This is a genomic window from Pseudoalteromonas sp. SaAl2, from assembly GCF_052947895.1.
In genome coordinates this window covers 2,427,226-2,446,055 of the sequence record NZ_CM129605.1, presented here as the reverse complement: position 1 = coordinate 2,446,055, position 18,830 = coordinate 2,427,226, and the positions used below count along the sequence as shown (strand labels likewise).

The 18,830-nt window shown below is 41.7% G+C and carries 9 protein-coding genes and 2 pseudogenes; 6 read left to right on the top strand and 5 right to left on the bottom strand.

The window, feature by feature from the left end; translation table 11 throughout:
* The first annotated feature begins 1 nt into the window (after window position 1).
* Complete coding sequence (locus ACU8V8_RS11535) at window positions 2-1,315, top strand: efflux RND transporter periplasmic adaptor subunit (protein ID WP_446887581.1); 1,314 nt, start codon at window positions 2-4, stop codon at window positions 1,313-1,315.
* Window positions 1,312-4,392 carry an efflux RND transporter permease subunit gene (locus tag ACU8V8_RS11530; protein WP_446887580.1) on the top strand — a complete coding sequence of 1,027 codons (3,081 nt, stop codon included), beginning with the start codon at window positions 1,312-1,314 and terminating at the stop codon, window positions 4,390-4,392. The genes ACU8V8_RS11535 and ACU8V8_RS11530 overlap by 4 nt, the downstream gene beginning before the upstream one ends.
* Window positions 4,393-4,479: 87 nt before the next feature.
* Here the strand turns inward: ACU8V8_RS11530 and ACU8V8_RS11525 are convergent.
* From ACU8V8_RS11525 to ACU8V8_RS11510, 4 genes and pseudogenes are all read right to left on the bottom strand, one after another.
* A pseudogene (locus tag ACU8V8_RS11525) lies at window positions 4,480-6,520 on the bottom strand (prolyl oligopeptidase family serine peptidase).
* Between the two features lie 239 nt (window positions 6,521-6,759).
* The gene (locus ACU8V8_RS11520) at window positions 6,760-8,718 is read right to left on the bottom strand and encodes a phytase (RefSeq protein WP_446887579.1); all 1,959 of its coding nucleotides are present in this window, start codon (window positions 8,716-8,718) and stop codon (window positions 6,760-6,762) included.
* Window positions 8,719-8,729: 11 nt separating this feature from the next.
* Window positions 8,730-9,704: a metallophosphoesterase gene (locus tag ACU8V8_RS11515; protein WP_446887578.1), complete on the bottom strand. Its 975-nt coding sequence runs from the start codon at window positions 9,702-9,704 to the stop codon at window positions 8,730-8,732.
* A gap of 63 nt (window positions 9,705-9,767) precedes the next feature.
* Window positions 9,768-12,074, bottom strand: coding sequence for a TonB-dependent receptor plug domain-containing protein (locus tag ACU8V8_RS11510; protein ID WP_446887577.1), 2,307 nt, complete (start codon window positions 12,072-12,074; stop codon window positions 9,768-9,770).
* 286 nt (window positions 12,075-12,360) lie between these two features.
* Here ACU8V8_RS11510 and ACU8V8_RS11505 point away from each other — a divergent pair, with 286 nt between their 5' ends.
* From ACU8V8_RS11505 to ACU8V8_RS11490, 4 genes and pseudogenes are all read left to right on the top strand, one after another.
* Entirely contained in the window at window positions 12,361-13,269 is a 909-nt protein-coding gene (locus ACU8V8_RS11505; protein ID WP_446887576.1) for a GGDEF domain-containing protein, read from the top strand.
* Window positions 13,253-14,242, top strand: a complete 990-nt coding sequence (locus ACU8V8_RS11500; RefSeq protein ID WP_446887575.1) for an AraC family transcriptional regulator ligand-binding domain-containing protein — start codon at window positions 13,253-13,255, stop codon at window positions 14,240-14,242. The genes ACU8V8_RS11505 and ACU8V8_RS11500 overlap by 17 nt, the downstream gene beginning before the upstream one ends.
* A gap of 113 nt (window positions 14,243-14,355) precedes the next feature.
* Window positions 14,356-15,707, top strand: a pseudogene (locus ACU8V8_RS11495) (magnesium transporter).
* A 242-nt stretch (window positions 15,708-15,949) separates the two neighbouring features.
* The gene (locus tag ACU8V8_RS11490; protein ID WP_176372522.1) at window positions 15,950-16,108 is read left to right on the top strand and encodes a hypothetical protein; all 159 of its coding nucleotides are present in this window, start codon (window positions 15,950-15,952) and stop codon (window positions 16,106-16,108) included.
* Window positions 16,109-16,221: 113 nt separating this feature from the next.
* On the opposite strand, the gene ACU8V8_RS11485 is transcribed toward ACU8V8_RS11490, so the two are convergent.
* Window positions 16,222-18,741 (bottom strand): TonB-dependent receptor plug domain-containing protein, encoded by a 2,520-nt coding sequence (locus ACU8V8_RS11485; RefSeq protein ID WP_446887574.1) that lies wholly within the window; start codon window positions 18,739-18,741, stop codon window positions 16,222-16,224.
* Window positions 18,742-18,830 lie beyond the last annotated feature (89 nt).

The following is an 18,830-nucleotide window of genomic DNA, read 5'->3' as shown; positions in this document are numbered from 1 at the left end:
TATGAACAGTAAACTTCGTAAACTATTAATCCCAACTATTATAATCGCAGTTACCGCGACGTTGATTGTCGTTATTAAAGACAACCCACCTGAAACGAGACGTTTTGGCTCTGCACCTAAAGCGAATGTGACTGTTGCAGTGTCTCGCTTAGAAGCTAAGCCTTATCAAATAATGATCAACAGTTTTGGTACGGTAAAGCCAAAAACACAAAGCATGTTAGTGTCGCAAGCATCAGGGCAAATTATTAAAATTAGTGACCAATTTCGCGAAGGTGGCTTTTTTGATAAAGGTGAGGTGCTACTTGAGTTGGATGATAGAGATCACCGTGCAGAAGTTAAATCTGCTCAAGCTAACTTATTAAGTGCACAACAAGCTTTGTTAGAAGAAGAAGCGCGTGGTAACCAAGCACAAACTGATTGGCAGCGTTTAGGAAATGGTGAACAAGCCAGTTCATTAGTACTGCGTAAACCACAATTAGCAGCAGCGCAAGCTGAGGTTTTATCAGCACAAGCGCAGCTAGAAAAAGCTGAGCTTGATTTAGAACGCACTAAAATCCGAGCACCTTATGCAGGTAGAGTTTTAAGCCGCAGTGTTGATTTAGGGCAAGTGGTAAATAATAACACTGAACTTGCCTCTATTTATGCAATTGACAGTGTGGAAATCCGTCTTCCAATTAAAAATAAAGACTTACCTTTTATCGAATTACCAGAACAGTTTCGTGATGGGGTAAGTAATGAGCAAGGTTCAGCCGTTGTTTTTCGCTCCGATCTTGTTGGCGCACAACAATGGCAAGGCCAAATAGTTCGTACTGAAGGTGCTATAGATTCATCTGCTCAGCAGCTTTATGTGGTTGGGCAAATTCACGACCCATATAAAGCAACGGCAAATAACCAATATCCAATTAAAATTGGTCAATATATAACAGCGCAAATTAAAGGGGTAGAGGTTCAAAATGCAATTGTAATTCCCAATAGTGCTATTTACCAAGGCAGCTATGTATATATTGAAGAGCAAGGTATCTTAAAGCGTAAAGATATTAGCTTAAGATGGCAAAATGCCAATGATGCGATTATTGCATCCGGGCTTAGTGCGGGCGATAACTTAGTTATTACGCCGCTAGGTCAAGTAAGCTCAGGCACACAAGTAAATATTATGGGTGAACAAGCCTATCAAAGTACCCGTGGTCAAAAGCAAGGTCGAGGTGAACGCCCGAGTAAAGAACAATTAGAAGCTATGGCCAAAGAGCAAGGTATTTCAGTTAAAGAGCTAATGCAGCAGCGTCGCCAAGCTCGCGGCCAAGGAGCTGGGCAATGATAGCTTGGTTTACTAAGAACCATGTAGCCGCCAACTTACTGCTTATTAGTATTGTGTTGTCTGGGCTATTTAGTTTATCGACTCAAATTCCTTTAGAAGTCTTTCCTTCTTTTGAGGCGGATCGTATTAGCGTAAAAGTGACTTTGCGTGGTTCAACCCCGGAAGATGTTGAAAAGGGTGTGACTATTCGCATTGAAGAAGCGGTGCAAGACTTGGAAGGGATAGAGCAAATTTCAAGTAGTTCTTCTGAAGGTTCATCGTCCGTGAGTATTGAAGTTGAAACTGGTTATGATGCTCGTGATTTATTGGCTGATATAAAAAGCCGAGTTGATGCCATTAATACTTTCCCAGTGGATGCTGAAAAGCCCGTTGTTGCGCTTGATCAACGTATTCGCGAAGTAATCGCAGTGACAGTTTCGAGTGAATATGGTGAAAAAGAAACCCTTGAATATGCTGAAAAAGTACGTGATGACTTACTGCGTATTCCTTTAATTACCCAAGTTGAACTAAGCGGTGTTCGTGATTACGAAATTGCTGTAGAAGTAAGCCAAGATGTATTACGTCAATACGATTTAAGTTTGGCGGAGATTTCTTCAGCAATATCTCGCTCAAGTACTGATGTCTCTGCCGGTAACTTAAAAACTGAGGGCGGTGAGGTGCTTATTCGCTCAAAAGGCCAAGCCTACCGTAAGAATGAGTTTGCACAAATTGTTGTTAAACAACAAGCTGATGGCACTATTATTCGTTTAGGTGACATTGCCAGTATTACTGATGATTTTGAAGAAACCCCAGTTCGCACTCGTTTTAATGGTAAGCAAGCTGCATTTATCGACGTGTATCGTATTGGCCCACAAAGTGCGATTGGTGTGGCTGATGCAGTAAAAGATTACATAAATGAACAACAAGAGAGCCTACCGAAAGGCTTTCAGCTCAGTTACTGGGATGATGATTCGCAAATAGTAAAAGGGCGTATTGCCACTTTAACAACCAATGCGATTCAAGGTGGTATTTTAGTATTGGCACTACTGACGTTATTTTTACGCCCAGCCATTGCAATATGGGTGTTTGTTGGTATTCCTGTATCGTTCATGGGTGCATTTTTAGCGATGCCGTTGTTTGGTATTACGCTAAATATAATGAGCTTATTTGGCTTTATTTTAGTACTGGGGATTGTTGTTGATGATGCGATTGTCACTGGCGAAAATGTCTATACCCATTTAAAAACTGCAGAATCGGGAGAGCAAGCGGCTATTCTAGGAACCCAAGAAGTTGCTACTCCTGTCACTTTTGGTGTTTTAACAACCGTTGCTGCATTTTTACCGCTGGCATTTATTGAAGGCGGGCGTGGCGCTTTGTTTGCACAAATTCCCGTTGTGGTTATCCCGGTATTACTATTTTCGTTAATTGAATCTAAGTTTGTGTTACCAGCGCATTTAAAGTACATCAAATTGCGTAATCAAAAATCAGAGCCTTCAAAGCTTGAGCGTTTACAGCAGCGTTTTGCCGATGGTTTTGAAACAGCGATTATGAAATATTATCAGCCTGTACTTAATTTAGCACTAAAAAATAAGTTAGCTACAGTAAGCGCATTTATTGGTATATTTTTAGTGATTCTAACACTGATATCGAGCGGTTGGACTAAGTTTGTTTTCTTCCCGCGTATCCCCAGTGAGACAGTACGTGCAAACGTTACTTTCCCAGCGGGTACACCTTTTGATGTGACTAATAAATATATTGTACTTATGGCAGACAAAGCCAAAGAGTTACAAGATAAGTACCGTGATGAAGATGGCGAAAGTGTTATCTTGAATATCTTGGCAAGTACAGGTGGTCGAGGAGGCACATCAAATACTGGCTCTGTACGTTTTGAAATTACGCCGGCGGAAGAGCGCGACTCAGATATTGGCTCGCAGCAACTATCGAGTGAATGGCGAGACTTAATCGGGGTGATCCCTGGTGCTGAAACGATTACCTTTAGGGCTGAAATTGGCCGTAGCTCAGATCCAATCAATGTTCAGCTCTCTGGTAGCACAATTGAAACATTAGAAACAGTTGCTGAAAAAATTAAAGTGCGTCTAGCAACCTACCCAACGGTATTTGAAATTGCAGATAGTTTGTCAGACGGTAAAGAAGAGCTGCAAGTTGAACTGACCGACCAAGGTTTGGCGCTGGGTTTAAACCGTACAGATGTATTACAGCAAATTCGTAATTCGTTCTTTGGTTCTCAAGCGCAACGTATACAAAGGGGCCGTGACGATGTGCGAGTGATGGTTAGGCTACCATTATCTGAGCGTCGTTCAGTAGCAGATTTAACTGACATTCTGATTGATTTGCCAGATGGTGGTACAGTGCCATTATCACACGTTGCTAAGTTAGTAACAGGTGAGAGCCCATCGAGCATTCGCCGTATCGATCGCTACCGTACCTTAAATGTTACCGCTGATGTTGAGAAGAACAACACCAATATGACGGTTCTTCAAGCTGACTTGAAAGGGTATTTAGACGAGCTTGTGCAACAATACCCTGGTGTAGATTACACCTTAGAAGGTGAGGCGAAAGAGCAACGAGAGTCGTTTGGTTCACTTGCCTGGGGGTTATTGTTTGTATTCTTTATCATTTATGCTCTATTAGCAATTCCGTTTAAGTCTTACTTACAGCCATTAATAGTAATGAGTGTGATCCCATTTGGCATGATAGGTGCGGTAATGGGGCATTGGATCATGGGAATGGATTTAACCATAATGAGCCTACTCGGCATGCTAGCCCTTGTTGGTGTAGTTGTGAACGATTCATTGGTACTGGTTGATTACGTAAACAAAAAGCGCAGTGAAGGCGGTGATTTACTTGAAGCTGTAAAACGCGCTGGTGCGGCTCGTTTTCGTCCCGTTATGCTAACGAGCTTAACTACGTTTATAGGTTTAATGCCGCTATTGTTTGAAAAGGCAACACAAGCACAATTTTTAATACCGATGGCTGTAAGCCTTGGCTTTGGTATTATTTTTGCGACTTTTATTACCTTGTTATTGGTTCCTGTAAATTACATGTTGATGGAACGCTTTCAAGGTTGGTTTAAGTAGTTAGAATTAACCTTTCTTCTTAAAATAGACAAACAAAAATGCCGCAGTTTAGCGGCATTTTTTATGAGATTAAAACAAGAGGTTGAGTTATTTCTTGTATCGCTCAAACCACGCTAACGTGTGCTCTACTTTAGAAATCATGCGAGATGGGCGTCCTGCAATACCATGGGGTGAGCCTGGTACACGGATAAGTACGGTGTCTACTTTTTGTAACTTGAGAGCTTGATAAAACTGCTCAGATTCTGAAATCGGCGTGCGTCGGTCTTCTTCACCTGTCATCAGCAAAGCTGGTGTTGTAACATTGCCTACGAGTGATAATGGTGAACGCTGCCAATAATGCTCCACATTATCCCAAGGCATACCTGGGAATTGATTGCGGATTTGGCCGATATAACTGTCAGCCGTTAACGTTTTACTCAGCCAGTTAATTACCGGCTTTGTGATTGCCGCGGCGTTAAAACGATTAGTTAAGCCAATGGCGTAAGCTGTGGCAATACCGCCTGCAGAGCCGCCTGCAATAAATAGGTTTTCTTTATCAATAAACCCTTTGGCTATCATGGCATCAACCGCTGAATTATGATCGGCAAAGTCTTCTTTTGAGCTATATTTTCCATCGAGTAATAAGGCAAAGTCTTTACCGTAACTGGTTGAGCCTCGGTAATTTACATACACCACCACATAACCTTCACTTGCGTATCGTTGTAGCTCAGCTGTAAAGCTTGGTCCGTAGGCAAGGTGTGGGCCACCGTGAATTTCAAGCAATAAAGGGTACTTCTTGGTTTTGTCGAAATTAGGCGGAGTAATGTACCAACCTTGAATATTTTCATTATCAAATGATGACTTAACATTTAACTCATGGACTTCACCTAATTGTTTGTGCCCGAGTAAGTCTTCATTTAAAGCGGTTAAGGTTTTGCTTTTTCCTTTGTGTAAATAGGCTAAATCAGCCGGGCGTTGACTACTGCCTTGGGTATAGGCAATTGCGCCATTTTTAGCGAGACTGAAACTACCACTGATATACGGACGACCAATAGAAGTGCCTGATAGTGAATCAACGAGATCGGTTACTTTGCCTTTAAATGATAATTTTGCCAGCTTGCGCTTACCAAAGTCGTCATATTGAATAACAAAATCACCTTTACCTGACCACTTGTAATCAGCCACTGAGCGGTCAAAGTCATTACTTACATTGGCAATTTTTTTTATTACTTTTAGTAATGACATTGAGTTGGTAATTTACGTAGGGAACGGGGGCGTTATCACGGGCAATAAAAGCAATTTGTTTGCCATCTACTGAGTAAGTTGGGCTAGACTCTCGACCTGGCAATTGAGTTAGCTGGGTATAAGTACCTTGTTTTATATCAACTTCATATAAATCAGATTCAGTGGTGCGATACTCCCAATCAGCATGCTGATCTGATGAAAAAGCAAGTTTGCTATCATTAGGAGACCATGCAAGCGGCCCATAATGCTGGAAATTCCCAGTTGTTAATTGCCTAGCTGTGCCGCCATTAGCGGGTACCACAAATACATGACGATAGGCAGGCTCTAAATAGCCTGAACCATCCGCTTGATAGCGGGCTTTTTCATACACCTTTACGGGCTCTGACCAAGCGGCGCCTTTTGGCTTTTTAGGTAACTTAACTGACTTAACAAAGTCTGTTTTACCGGCAGGTACATTCATGGTAAAGGCGATGTTGTTACCATTATTAGACCAGCTTAAACTGCGAATTGATTTAGGCAGCTGAGTTAATAACGCTAATTTATCTTGCGCTAACCAATAAACGTAAAGTTGATTACTGCCGCTTCGATTAGAAGTAAACGCGACTTTTTTAGAGTCGGGCGACCAAGTCGGTTGCCCGTAATTATGTTCATCAGCGAGTAGTGGATAATGCTGATTTTGTTTTACATCGTATAGCCAAATACTGCGTTTTGCAGCATCTTTCATGATGTCATAGCCACTTCTTAGATAAATGATTTTCTTACCATCAGGACTTATTTGTGGATTGTTAACATATTCAAGCTGGAAAATATCTTCGGCAGTAAGCGTGTCATTTGCGTAAAGGTTTACGCTGTAGGAGGCACATAGCAGCGCCGAGCTTAACGTTAGTAATGCATTTAATTTCATAGTTATTCATTTTTTGTATAATAAAACATCATCCTATGATGCCCCAATTTTTTGGACAAGATAATTGAGATTAATGAGCACGTCATTAAGTTAAATGGCAATACAGCAATGACTACACTTTTGGGGAGATAGAAATAGGCTCTATTCGTGTTTAGGTATAGTTGGGGGAGTTTTGACTGTGCCAAAAAATGCCGCTTAATCGCGGCATTTTTTATAGCTAAACTTTGGTTACAGTTTATCTATTTAATGGCTTTTTTTACTTCACGCCAGTCAACAATTTTAAAGTTTTGTGGTTGTAGTGGCATACGGTTGTAACCATCTTGAACGATTAGCATGCCTTCAGGGTAACCAGGTAAAGCTGCTGAAGTTACTGTTAAGCCGTCTGTTTCACCTGCGCCATCAATGCCTTTATCAAGATTCGCGATGACATTAAACTTACCCGCAAAGCTCAAGCTTGGCTGAGTATCATCTGAGATATTATAAAGCACATAACTATTATCGCCTTGGCTTGATACCACTAAATAACGCTCATCATCACCATGGTAAATTTCCATACCTTCAACATCTGCCACAAGTTGTTCATTAACACCTTGCAGCATAACTGGTGAATTACCCGCTGTAGGCTCTGCACCAATATACCAAATACCTTGATCTTCTTCGCCAGCAAATAATTGGCCTAGTTTATCATCTGCAGTGCAGCCTTCAGGTTGGCTTGGCAAAGTAAACTCTCTAACTAATTCGCCGCTGACATTATTTTGCTCACCGGTTAATTTGTATTGCTGAAATAAGCCAGATTTATCATTTACATAAACATAATGGCCAGAATCAGATGAATACATACACATACCGTAAATTTCAGCTAGGTTTGTTGCCACTTCTGTTACATGTTGTACCTTGTTGTCGTTATCGACTGTAAAAACGCTGATGCTGTTCAGTGTACGGTTACTGGCAGTGATCCAGGTGTTAGTTTGATTGTTTATACCTTGATGTTGACGAACATCAACATTGTTTAAACGTCCAACATTGAGTGACTGTATTTTGTTGCCATCAAGATCATAAACCATTAAGCCACGGCGTTTATCGGTGCCTAAAATCAAGCTGTTTTTAGCATCTTGTGGGTTTATCCAAATTGCAGGATCATCCGCTGCATCGCCAAACGCGGCTACGGGTGTGGTTTGTGCGCTCGCTGTAATGTGAGTCATCGCCGCCTTGTTTTGAGAAGCCGTCGTTTGCGCTGTGTAGTTAACCTTTGTGGTAATGTAAGCACCCGTTTCATCATCAATTAATACCAACTGTGCTTGCTCATTATTAATAAGCTCTGCTGCCACAGACTCAATTGCCAACTCACCGTTAAGTGACCACTGACTAAGTTTTTCTGTTTGTGCGTTGTAGGCATAAACTTCATTATTATCAGTGGCTGTCAGCCACAAGGTACCATCGTCTGATACAGATAACGCGCCGATTTCAGCTTTTAATTCACCATAAGGCTCAACTAATGCCACTGGCTGTTTATTGGCATCGGATTCAGCATCAGCATTGATAGCCCAAACGCCGAGTTCAGCTTCGCCCACATACAAGGTTTTTGTTTCGTCATTAACTGCGCAACCTGAGGCTTCAGTAACGGCTGAAAATTCACGAACAGCGATGTTTTTTGCTTGCTTGCTCGCTAAGTCATAAACAATGGTTTCACTGATCAAGCCGCGAACATCTGGCACAAACGCTGATACAGTTGCATTGTTATCGTTTTTAAATAAACACACAGCATCTGGTTGTGCTTGTGGTGGACTGATACGTGTAAGCTCAGTTAGCTGCCAAGATGAATCCGTTTTCAGGAGCTTAAAAATAGCCACATTGTCTTGATTGTTATCTAGGCTAGCCAATAAAAATTGTTGCTCTGTGATTTTCTTCAGTGAGATAGATTCAAAGTTACCCGCTAATAACACACTGCTTTGGTCTTTATCTGCCACTAATAAGCCTTGGCTTTCGCTGGCAATCAACCATTGGTTATTACCCAGCGCTGATGCCTGTGAGCCTTGCATATTTTGTTGAGGGCCAAATTTTTCCACAGCTATTGCTGTTTTTACCATAGCTGCGTTGCTTTGGCTGCTGGGTTCCTCATTACTTGTGCAGCCGCTAAGTGCTGTAACCAGAAGTGCACTTGAGAGCACTGTTGAAATGGTACTTAATTTAAAGTTCATTATTTTATCCTTTACTTATTAATATGCTTTTCAGTGCTAAAACGTACTTCACCAAGGTGATTAATTGCGCTCATTTTTAGCGTTTCACCATTGATAGATACACTTAAAAAGCCAGGGGTTGCTTCTGCATAACGGGTAAATTCACGCTGTTTTACAAAACGTGCTTCGCTTCCTCCGCCAGAGACAAAGTGAGCAACCTTGCTATTTTTTGGTTGGTTGTATTGCAGGTCATGCTCGTGCCCAGCAATATAGGCTTGCACGTTATGACGTTCTAAAATCGGCTCTAAAATATCGCGAATACCTTGGTTACGGCCAAAGCGTTTACCACTGGAATAAAGTGGGTGATGACCGACCACAATCTTCCACTTTGCTTTACTGCCGGCAAGTTGGGTTTCAAGCCAAGCCAATTGTGTTTGATAACCTTGACCTTGAGTTGAGCGGTATTTTTCACGGGTTTTATATTCAGGCTGAATTGGGTTGGTATCTAAAAACACCATTAAAACTTGTTCATTGTTTTCAAGTTCAAAGGTTTTACTGTAATACCTTGCGGGTAACTGCCAGCGCTGACTTTTGTTTGTATAGTCAATTTGTGCTTGGGCGTTGCCAAGGTAATCATGGTTGCCTAATACAACATACCAGTCTTCAAATGTATGCGGGCCGTGGTATATATCCTCAAAGGCAGATTGCCATAAAGGGTCGTTGACGCTTGCTACCCCATTCGGGTAAAAGTTATCACCAGTTGAGACGATAAAGTCAGCATCGGTTTGATACATGGCTATTTCTAATTGGTGTGCGACTTCTTTTTGATAAAAGTGGCCGTTATGTCCCCAGTCGCCAATTACCATAAAGTTAAGGCTATCTGGTAGCGTATTTAACGTGGCAATTTTTTGCTGTTGATAAAGCTCATCTTTATAAATAACTGGTGTGGCAGCACTAAGCGTATGAGATGCTAATAATGCAGCCATGATAAAAGACAGTTTAAACATGTTTTAACTCCAAAAAGCACGTAATGGCTTGCCAATACGTGCTTAAAATGACAATACCCGTGATTAGAATGCGTAACGTAGCATTACTTGAATGACTGGGCCTGCTTCTTCAGACTCAAGCTCATATTCATCAAAGTCACGATTGTTTTGGTCATCAAGTGAGTCAAACTTGTTGAAAACTTCATCTTTACTAGCATCTAGTAAGTTTGAACCCACTAGGCGAAGTGTTACATCTTGCCAGCGTTTTTCTACGAATAACTCCAAGTCAGCGCCGTAAGAGGTTGTTACTTCTTCCCCTACAAAGCGTCCGTAAGCATCACCTTGGTTACGGTATGTTGCACCAAATGATGCGCCTAGGTCAGGTAAATCTTGGATAAAGCCAATGTTATAAACATAATCTGATTGGTCATTAAACTTACGTTTACCAAAGTTGTCTTCAACTTCACTATCAAGCCAAGAGTAGTTTAAGAAAATACCAGTATTTGGCATGTTGATTGCGCTCAGTGGCGTTGATAAATCAAACTCAATACCTTGTACTGTGCCATCGCCAGTATTTTGTGGTTGCAGTACAAATGTACCTTCGCCTTCTGAGCCTTCAACACCTGTGCTGGCAATTTCAATTAGGTCGCTAACGTCACGGTAAAATACGTTTACACCGACAACGCCACTTTTACCTAAACGGTATTCGTAACCTAAATCGATACCCCAAGAAGATTCTGGCTTAAGATTTGGGTTACCTAAAAAGTCATTATCAGCGAGTTCTTCTTCAAGTAGAGCCGGTGTCATATAATCAAAATCTGGGCGGCGTAAGCTACGAGCAACAGAGGCGCTGACTCGGCCGTTATCACTTACACTGTAACGAAAGTGAGCCGACGGTAAAATAAAGTCATAATCATTTTCGGCAGTAACGCCTTCATTGGTATCGGTAATACTTGAGTCAGTTGACTCCCAGCGCACACCCATTTCCCATGAGAAAACATCGGCTTCGTGTTTGATTAAAGCAAACAAATCAAAACGGTCTTCTTTGAGGGTGTTCACACCGCCGTCTACTGCTTCAAATTCGTTATTAAATACAGCTAAAGACATAGGCGTTTGGTTAAACTGATCCCAGCCAGTAAGTGTTTGCTCATTTTCATCTTCAGCTTCAAAAATTGCTGTGTCGCGCTCTTTACCTTGTACAAAAGCACCGAATTGAACTTCTTTTGAGTCGCCTACAAGCAAGCTATGCTGCCATTGCAATGACCACTCTTTATCATCGATATCAACAGTTTCTTCGGCTTCTTCAAAAACCATTGGTAGTTCAGACGTATCAAGCTCAACTTCTTGCTCGTATACAGATTCTTCAAAGCTGGCGTAACCTACTTTAAACTTACTGGTACCGCCTAAAAGCGGTAGTTGATAGCCTGAGTTTATGTTGTAGTTGGTTTGGTCAATGTAGGAAACATTTGCGTTGTCTGAAAGCAAGTTACCGCCTTCAACCACTGAGTTAGATGTGGCTGTCGCGTCGTCATATTCAAAAGAGCGCTCATCTTCGGTACGGTCGGTATCGACCCACATTGCGCTAATATCAAATTTACCGCCGTTATCAAACGCCTTTTCAAAGCTAGCGTTTAGTGAAGTATCATCGCCATCACGAGTATCTGATTGATCTTCACGGTTATCAAAATCATCTGTTGCATAATTAGGATTATTTTCAGGGCTATCGCCATAACGAATACTTGATTTTTGTTTTGGGTTATAACGACCTTGTAAGTTGGCACCTACTAGCAAGCGGCCGCCAGCAAACTCAGTGCCGTATACGCCTGCAAAGCTTTCTTTTATTTCGCCATCATCATAACGCAGACCGCCGGCGCGGATATAGCCGCCGTCTAAGCTGTAGCCATCACGTAGTACAATATTAAGCGTTCCCGCAATAGCATCGGCAGAGCGGTTTGCACTTGATGAACGAATTATTTCGACACGCTCGATTAATTCGGCAGGAATACGGTCGACAAAGAATGAACGGTCAGCGCCTGCGCCCGGTACTTCTTCACCATTAATGAGTACTTTAGTATACGCAGGGCTTAAACCACGCATACGTGCGCCGTCTGATTCAAGTACGTCAGATAAAAACGTTACACTAGGTACACGCTTTAGTGCATCACCTGCTGTTAGTGGCTCAAAACGCTGAAAGTACTCTTGTGAGTATTCAAGTGTAGGGGCCAATTCTTGTGAGCGGTTGCGATAACCAATCTCACCATATACCACAAGCTCTTCTGATACTTTTACTTCTGGCTCTCTTGGCGATGTTTGTTCTTCTGCGTTAACACACACACTAAATTGGCTTAATGCCAGTGCAGCTACTACAGCGTTTAATTTAAATTGTTTCATTGATTTGCTCCCGGTTGTCCTTGGTTTGGAGAGCAAACTAAAAAAAAGTAAATGACGCTAATGTGACAGTTATAAAGATAATCTTTGCTAAAGCGCTAATTTACAGCATTAAAAAATACATTTGAGCTGTTAAAACATCGCTGTAAGCCGCTATAAATGGCAGCTTATAGTTTGTTTATTGACAAATTTTAATCTCAATGTCATATCAATGAGCCAAAATGACCCTGACGAATAAAGCATGACTGCGCTAGCATGCAGACCAACATAGACTAAAGAAGCCACCGTAATGCGATATAACCCATTTACCAGCCATGTAAAATTAACCAATATCATCATTTCATTATTGGTTATTGCTGTAGCAATATGCGCTTACTTTGGCGAACTTAAGCAATGGCAAGAAATTGCATGGCTCGATATTTTAGGTGAAGGCGGTATTGTGTTGATGACCCTAAGCTGGATAATCGCTTTACTCATCTCACGCCCGCCAGGCAAAGTAACCAGTTTATTAGTGCTTGGTTTAGGCCTGTTTATGTTCTCTGCCACTTTGGATTTACTCGATGAATGGCTTAAGCAACCATCACAGCTTTGGTTGACTTGGTTTGAATCATTACCAGCTCCTTTTGGCATGTCGCTTACCAGCGTAGGGCTTTATTATTGGCATCAAGAGCAATTTGTTTTAAACCGACAATTACGCCGTCGCGAAGCACATTTACGAGAGCACGATAAAGTTTGCCCAGTGACGGGTTTATATCGTGTGAACTATTTGCACTCGTTAATGCAGCAACATCAAAGTGAACAGCGTGCAGCCACTTTAGGTATCATTGATATTCGTGATTTCGCTAAGTTTAACGCCCAGTTTGGTTTTACTGAAGGCGATAGGTTGCTTAGAGAAATCAGTGATTTATTAGTGATGAATTGCCGTTTGAATGATGTGTTATGCCGCTACGCTGGCGATTGTTTTATTGTGCTAATGCCGGGAACTAGCCAAAGCCAAGGCAAAGAATTATTAGCACAAATGAAAGCTGCACTTAATCATTGTGCTTTTAAAGTCGCAAAAAGCAAAGGTGCGCAGTTTCAGCATATACTAACCGCTACCACTGCATTACATTTTGAGCACGATCCCGTACAGCAAACCAGCCTATTACATCAGCAACTACAACAACAAAAGGCGCTAATTGGTGCAGCAGTATATTAGTTTAGATGATAAGTATATCAGCGCTGCTGGAATGGTCACTGCGCTGGTGGAGTTAGCGCAAGGTCGTGGGATCCCGCTGCATAAATTGCTACGTGGTACCGGGATTTTTGAGCAAGACTTATATGACTTATCTCAGCGCTTTAGTCTATCGCAGTTATTGTCTTTAATTAGCCAATTTAAAACCCTAATGAAAAGTAATGACAGTGGCTTTTTATTAGGGCATCAACTGGTTAATGATGTGAGTCCTGCAATGCAAAGTGTGCGTTTAAGCCCAACTCTTGGCAGTGCTTTAAAGCAATTACAAAAAATACGTAGCACACTTACGCCGTTATTTTTTACTCGTCAGCATATTTTTCAAGACGACTTTTACCTGTACCTACAGCCGAGCGTTGGTATGGATGAATCGTTAAAAAACTATTGTTTTGAAATATACAGCGCTGCGTTTATCAGTTTAATCAAAAGAGTCAGTAATCATTACCCACACTGCTATTTTGATTTTACTTGTAAGCGTCCACGGCATATTCAAGAGTATGAACAGCATTTAGGTTTACGGATACGTTTTGAGCAGCCTTATACTCGATGGCATTTTAATAAACAATTATTGAAGTGCCCAAACCCAGAATCAAGCCCGTTGCGCTGGCAGCAGTGTTTAGCTCAAGTGCAAGGGCGAGCGGTGACGTTTGTCGAGGCTGTGTGCCAACGAATTCATCAAGATAAAAATAATAGCCTAGTTAGTAGCGCCGAATACTTTGCAATGAGCCCGGCAACATTTAAACGTAAGCTCAAACAACACGGGGTTAGTTATTCGCAATTACAAGATGAACAAAATAAGCTCAAAGCCCTTTACCTACTGGGCGTACGCCAACAAGGCAATGAACAAGTTGCAGAGCGTTTAGCGTTTTATGATATCCCCAACTTTCGCCGTGCTTTTAAGCGTTGGACTGGTATTACACCAAGTCAGTTAAAAATATAAAGTAAATGACGTATGTGAAATTGCTTATTTTTATTCTAAAGAGAAAGTTTTAACACCACTTTTTGTCAAGCTACGTTAAACTCTGATTATAGATGTAATTAATTGAGATCCCTATGATCGAGTACCCAGTTGACCAACTTCCTCAACTCATTGATGAGTTATTACAGTGCGACACCACCTCCCGCAAAAACAAACTGTTGGCAGATGCCAAGGACAAGCTATCAACTGAGCATCTATCATTATTATTTGAGGCGCTTCCGAAAGAGCAGCGCCTAGAAATATGGCTATTACTTGATGAAGACACCCAACACGAGATTTTTATTAATTTAGGTGCTGATAGCTGCCGTTGGTTATTACAAACTCTGGATGAAGTTGAAGGCTTTAAGCTTTTAGATGAAGTAAGTGTTGAAGAGTTACTGGAATTAGAAGAGGTAATTCCTGAGCGCTTTGTAGATTATGCCCGCAGGCAACTTGATGAAGTACAAACCAAGCAATATGATTTAGCACAGCAATTTAACCCAGAACAGCTAGGTCACTGGCTTAACTTTGACTCAATTAAGGTATCTGAAAAGCTTACCGTAGGCGGTGTGCGCAAAATATTACAAAAAGGGCTGCCGCAATTTACTGAAGTGATTTATTTGGTGAGCCGTAAAGGCACCTTAATAGGCGAAGTATCAGTTAATGCGTTATTTAAAGCACAAGACTCGGATAGTTTACTCGACTTTGCTAATTTAGATGTTACCTCACTGCACGCTGACGATGATTTATACGAGGCTGCAGAAGTGGTGATCCACAGTGAAACAATGGCGATGCCAGTGGTCAATGCTGATAATAAATTGCTTGGTCGATTAACAGTGTCCTCTGCTTATGAACTACGTCAGGAGGTTACGGACGAGGCTGCTGCCAAAGCGGGTGGTTTGAGAGAAGACGAAGACTTATTTTCAAGCGTAACTAAATCAGCAAAAAACCGTGGCATTTGGTTAGGTATTAACTTGGCTACAGCGTTTTTAGCCTCATGGTTTATAGGTTTGTTTGGCGCCACTATTGAGCAAGTTGTGGCGCTTGCGGTATTAATGCCTGTGGTGGCTTCAATGGGCGGTATTGCCGGTAGTCAAACACTTACGGTTATAGTGCGCGGTTTAGCACTGGGGCAGGTGACCGATTCAAATCGCAAAGCATTACTTAAAAAAGAATTACGGGTAGGAGCCGTCAATGGTTGCGTCTGGGCAATAGTGATTGGAGTGCTGACTAATCTTTGGTTTAACGATGCGATGCTCAGTATAACGATTACTGTGGCTATATTGTTAAACTTAGTGGCAGCATCGCTTTCAGGAGTCATTATTCCGTCAATTTTAGACAAGATGAAAATAGATCCTGCGCTTTCAGGGTCAGTAATTCTAACCACAGTCACTGATATTGTGGGTTTTGTGACCTTTTAGGGTTGGGTAGTTTGTTACTTCTTTAAAAGGTGGCTAGATTTATTCACTAAATTGAGTTTGAAGTGGGTACGGAAATAGCGAAAGGGTTAGCACTTTTTTTGCATTATTTTTGTGAAATGGTTATGTCCATCAGTTTAATTGGTTTCAGTTTCATTGCGACTTTATGAATTTTTGGTGAATAAGTGGTTGCAGGCTATTAACTACTACTTTTTTATAATACTGTGGCTTTCTCTGCAATTAGAGATTCATCAATTTTAAAGGAAAAATAATGTCAAAAAAGCCAGCTAAAGCTAAGAAAAGTGACGCAAAACTTGCTAAAAAAGAAGTAAAATCAATCAAAAAAGAAATCAGTGCACGTAAAGAAAAAGTTGCTAAGCAAAAAGCAAAAATCGGTAAGCTTAAAAAAGCACTTAAGAAGTCAGCTTAATTTTAAGTGGCAGCAGAAACGCTGTTTAGTGCTCGACAATGATGATAAAGCTATCATCATTGTCGGCATCTCCTTCCTTAACTAATTATTGCAGAAGCTACTCTTAACCATAGTTAAAAGCTATAAGTGATATTGCCGTAAATAAAGCGGCCATCTAGGCTATATGGTGTAAACGGGCTATAACTAAATATTTGATTAAAGTCACTAAAGCCGACATTACTTACAGTATCTTGCGGATATTGATCAAATAAATTGTTCGCACCGATAGCCACTTTCCATTGTTGAGATGGGTGATATGCTACTTCAAGATCAGTGATCCATTTTGCCGCAATGACTTCATCCCCTTCAGGCGTACTTGAAGTATCTGTGACTTCGCCGTAGCGAGTTGTACGTAATGTTGTTTGAAAATCAGCGAAATCCCACGTTGCTGATAAATTCCATTTATCGGCTGGGGTGCCTTCTTCAAATCGGGTGATCTCACGACGAGCAAAATACTCGTAGTCATCGCCCAGAGCTTCAAGTTCGGCTGGGTTTTCTTTTACATGAGTGACTTCTGTATCATTAAAGTTCACTGCAGCGCTTAAACGTAAGTCACCATAACCTTCTAAATCTAACGAGTAGGTTGCCACAATATCAACCCCTTGCGTACGTGAGTCAATCGCATTAGTGAAGTACCGAACGCTTTGCGTGTTTAGCTCGCCTGCCTGAGCTAAAATTGCCTCAACTTCAGTCCCTTGTAGATTTTCAGATAACACAATTCGGTCGTCTATCTCAATTCTGTATGCATCAAGTGTTAGGCTGAAATTGCCTTGAGTGAAGATGAATCCAGCAGTCATGTTCACTGACTCTTCAGCATCAAGAGCGCGGGCACCAAGCGCTTTTGCTGCAGGCTCATCTACTGGGAATAAACCAACTTCACTAGGAACACCGTTTTCAAATACCGTGCTCACAGATTTATAACTGGTTTGCGCAAGCGAAGGGGCTCTAAACCCTGTACTAATTGCGCCGCGAAGCGATAATGACTCGTTAATGCTATAGCGAGATGCGAGTTTTGAGGTAAAGGTACTGCCAAAATCGCTGTAATCTTCAAAGCGCCCAGCTAATACAAGATTCCAATCTTCGGTTAAGTAAGTGTCAAACTCAGCAAATACAGCTATATTATGACGGCTCCTATCAGTGGTATTTTCTGGTGAAAAACCTGCTAATACTTGAGCACCGCCAGCAGCAACCGGCTCACCGTTCTCATCAAGTACAGTAATATAAGAAGCTTCTTCACCTGCTTTTATTTGGTAGTTTTCATGGCGATACTCAGCACCAATCGTAATAAAAACATCATCAGGTAAGCCAAAGTCAAAACTGTTGTTTGCATCCATGTTTATTAGGTATTGTTCATAGACTAATGAACCGTTATCAAATTCAATTGGGCTATCTATGCCCATTGAAGTGTTTATGCTATTGCTAACCCCCAAACCAAAGTCATTAAGGCCGTAGTTAGTACTTACCTCCCATGCCCAGTCGTTGGTTTCGCCGTTTAGGCCAATGGCGAATGAGTAGTCATCTACGTCTGTATTAATTTGTGGTAAAAAGCCGTCAGGGTAAACCTCAGGTAAATTACGTATGTCGCTAGCACGGCGATAAAAACCAGCAGAGTTACCTTTACGGTTTGAATAGCTAGCAAATGAATACAGTGATAGCGAATCGTCAAAATCGTAGCCTAGGTTATAAAATAGCGCGATGTCTTCAATATCGGCTTTACCAAAACGATGGTTATAGCGGTCAAAGTCGAATTCCCGTGAGTCTAATGCATCATTTGTATCGAGACTGTATTGCTCGCGTTCGTCGATACCAGAGCGATTGGTCGGTTCGTTATTACGCGATTCAATCGATATATTAATAAAGCCGTTATCAGCCAACGAAAAGCCTGCATTAGCACTGGCTGTACGTGAAATACCATCTTTTAGTTTACGGTCGCTGCCTTTGGTAAAGCTTAACCCGCCAGCTTGGTCAGCGCTGGTACCTAACAATTGGGGGGAGCCTGCCATTTGTGTGTTGTATTGGCCGAAGGTGTAACTAACGGCTCCACCGTCATCGGTATCTTTCAGGATGATGTTGATCACACCTGCAATGGCGTCAGAACCATATTGCGCGGCTGCACCGTCGCGTAGCACCTCAACGCGCTTGATAGCTGAGGTTGGAATATTATTTAAATCGACTGCGGTTGAGCCACGCCCTACAGTGCCACCTAAATTTAAGAGTGCACCTGAATGACGGCGTTTACCGTTGACCAACACTAGAGTGTGATCTGGCGCGAGGCCACGAAGCACGGCAGGTTTTGCGTGATCAGTGCCATCTGCAAGGGTTGCACTTGGGTAATTAAAGCTTGGTAATTGTGCAGCAAGAACTTGGCTGATTTCTAGCTGGCCTGTTGTTGCAAGGTCGCGGCTTGTTAATAAATCTACAGGCACTGTGCTTTGGGCAATACTGCGCAAGCTACGACGAGTACCAGTGACTGAAATAACTTCAACCTCTTGTGCTGTTGTATCCACTGTCTGCTCAGCAGCGATTGCAGTCACTGAAGCCCCAAGTGTACTTGCAATGGCGAGTTGCAAAGGTAACTTTTTAAAAAATGTCATTGTTGATCCCGTCTGACTATCGTGTTTTAGCGCAGTCTATATAGCCAATTAGGAACAAACAAATAACAATAAAATATAGTATATGTATA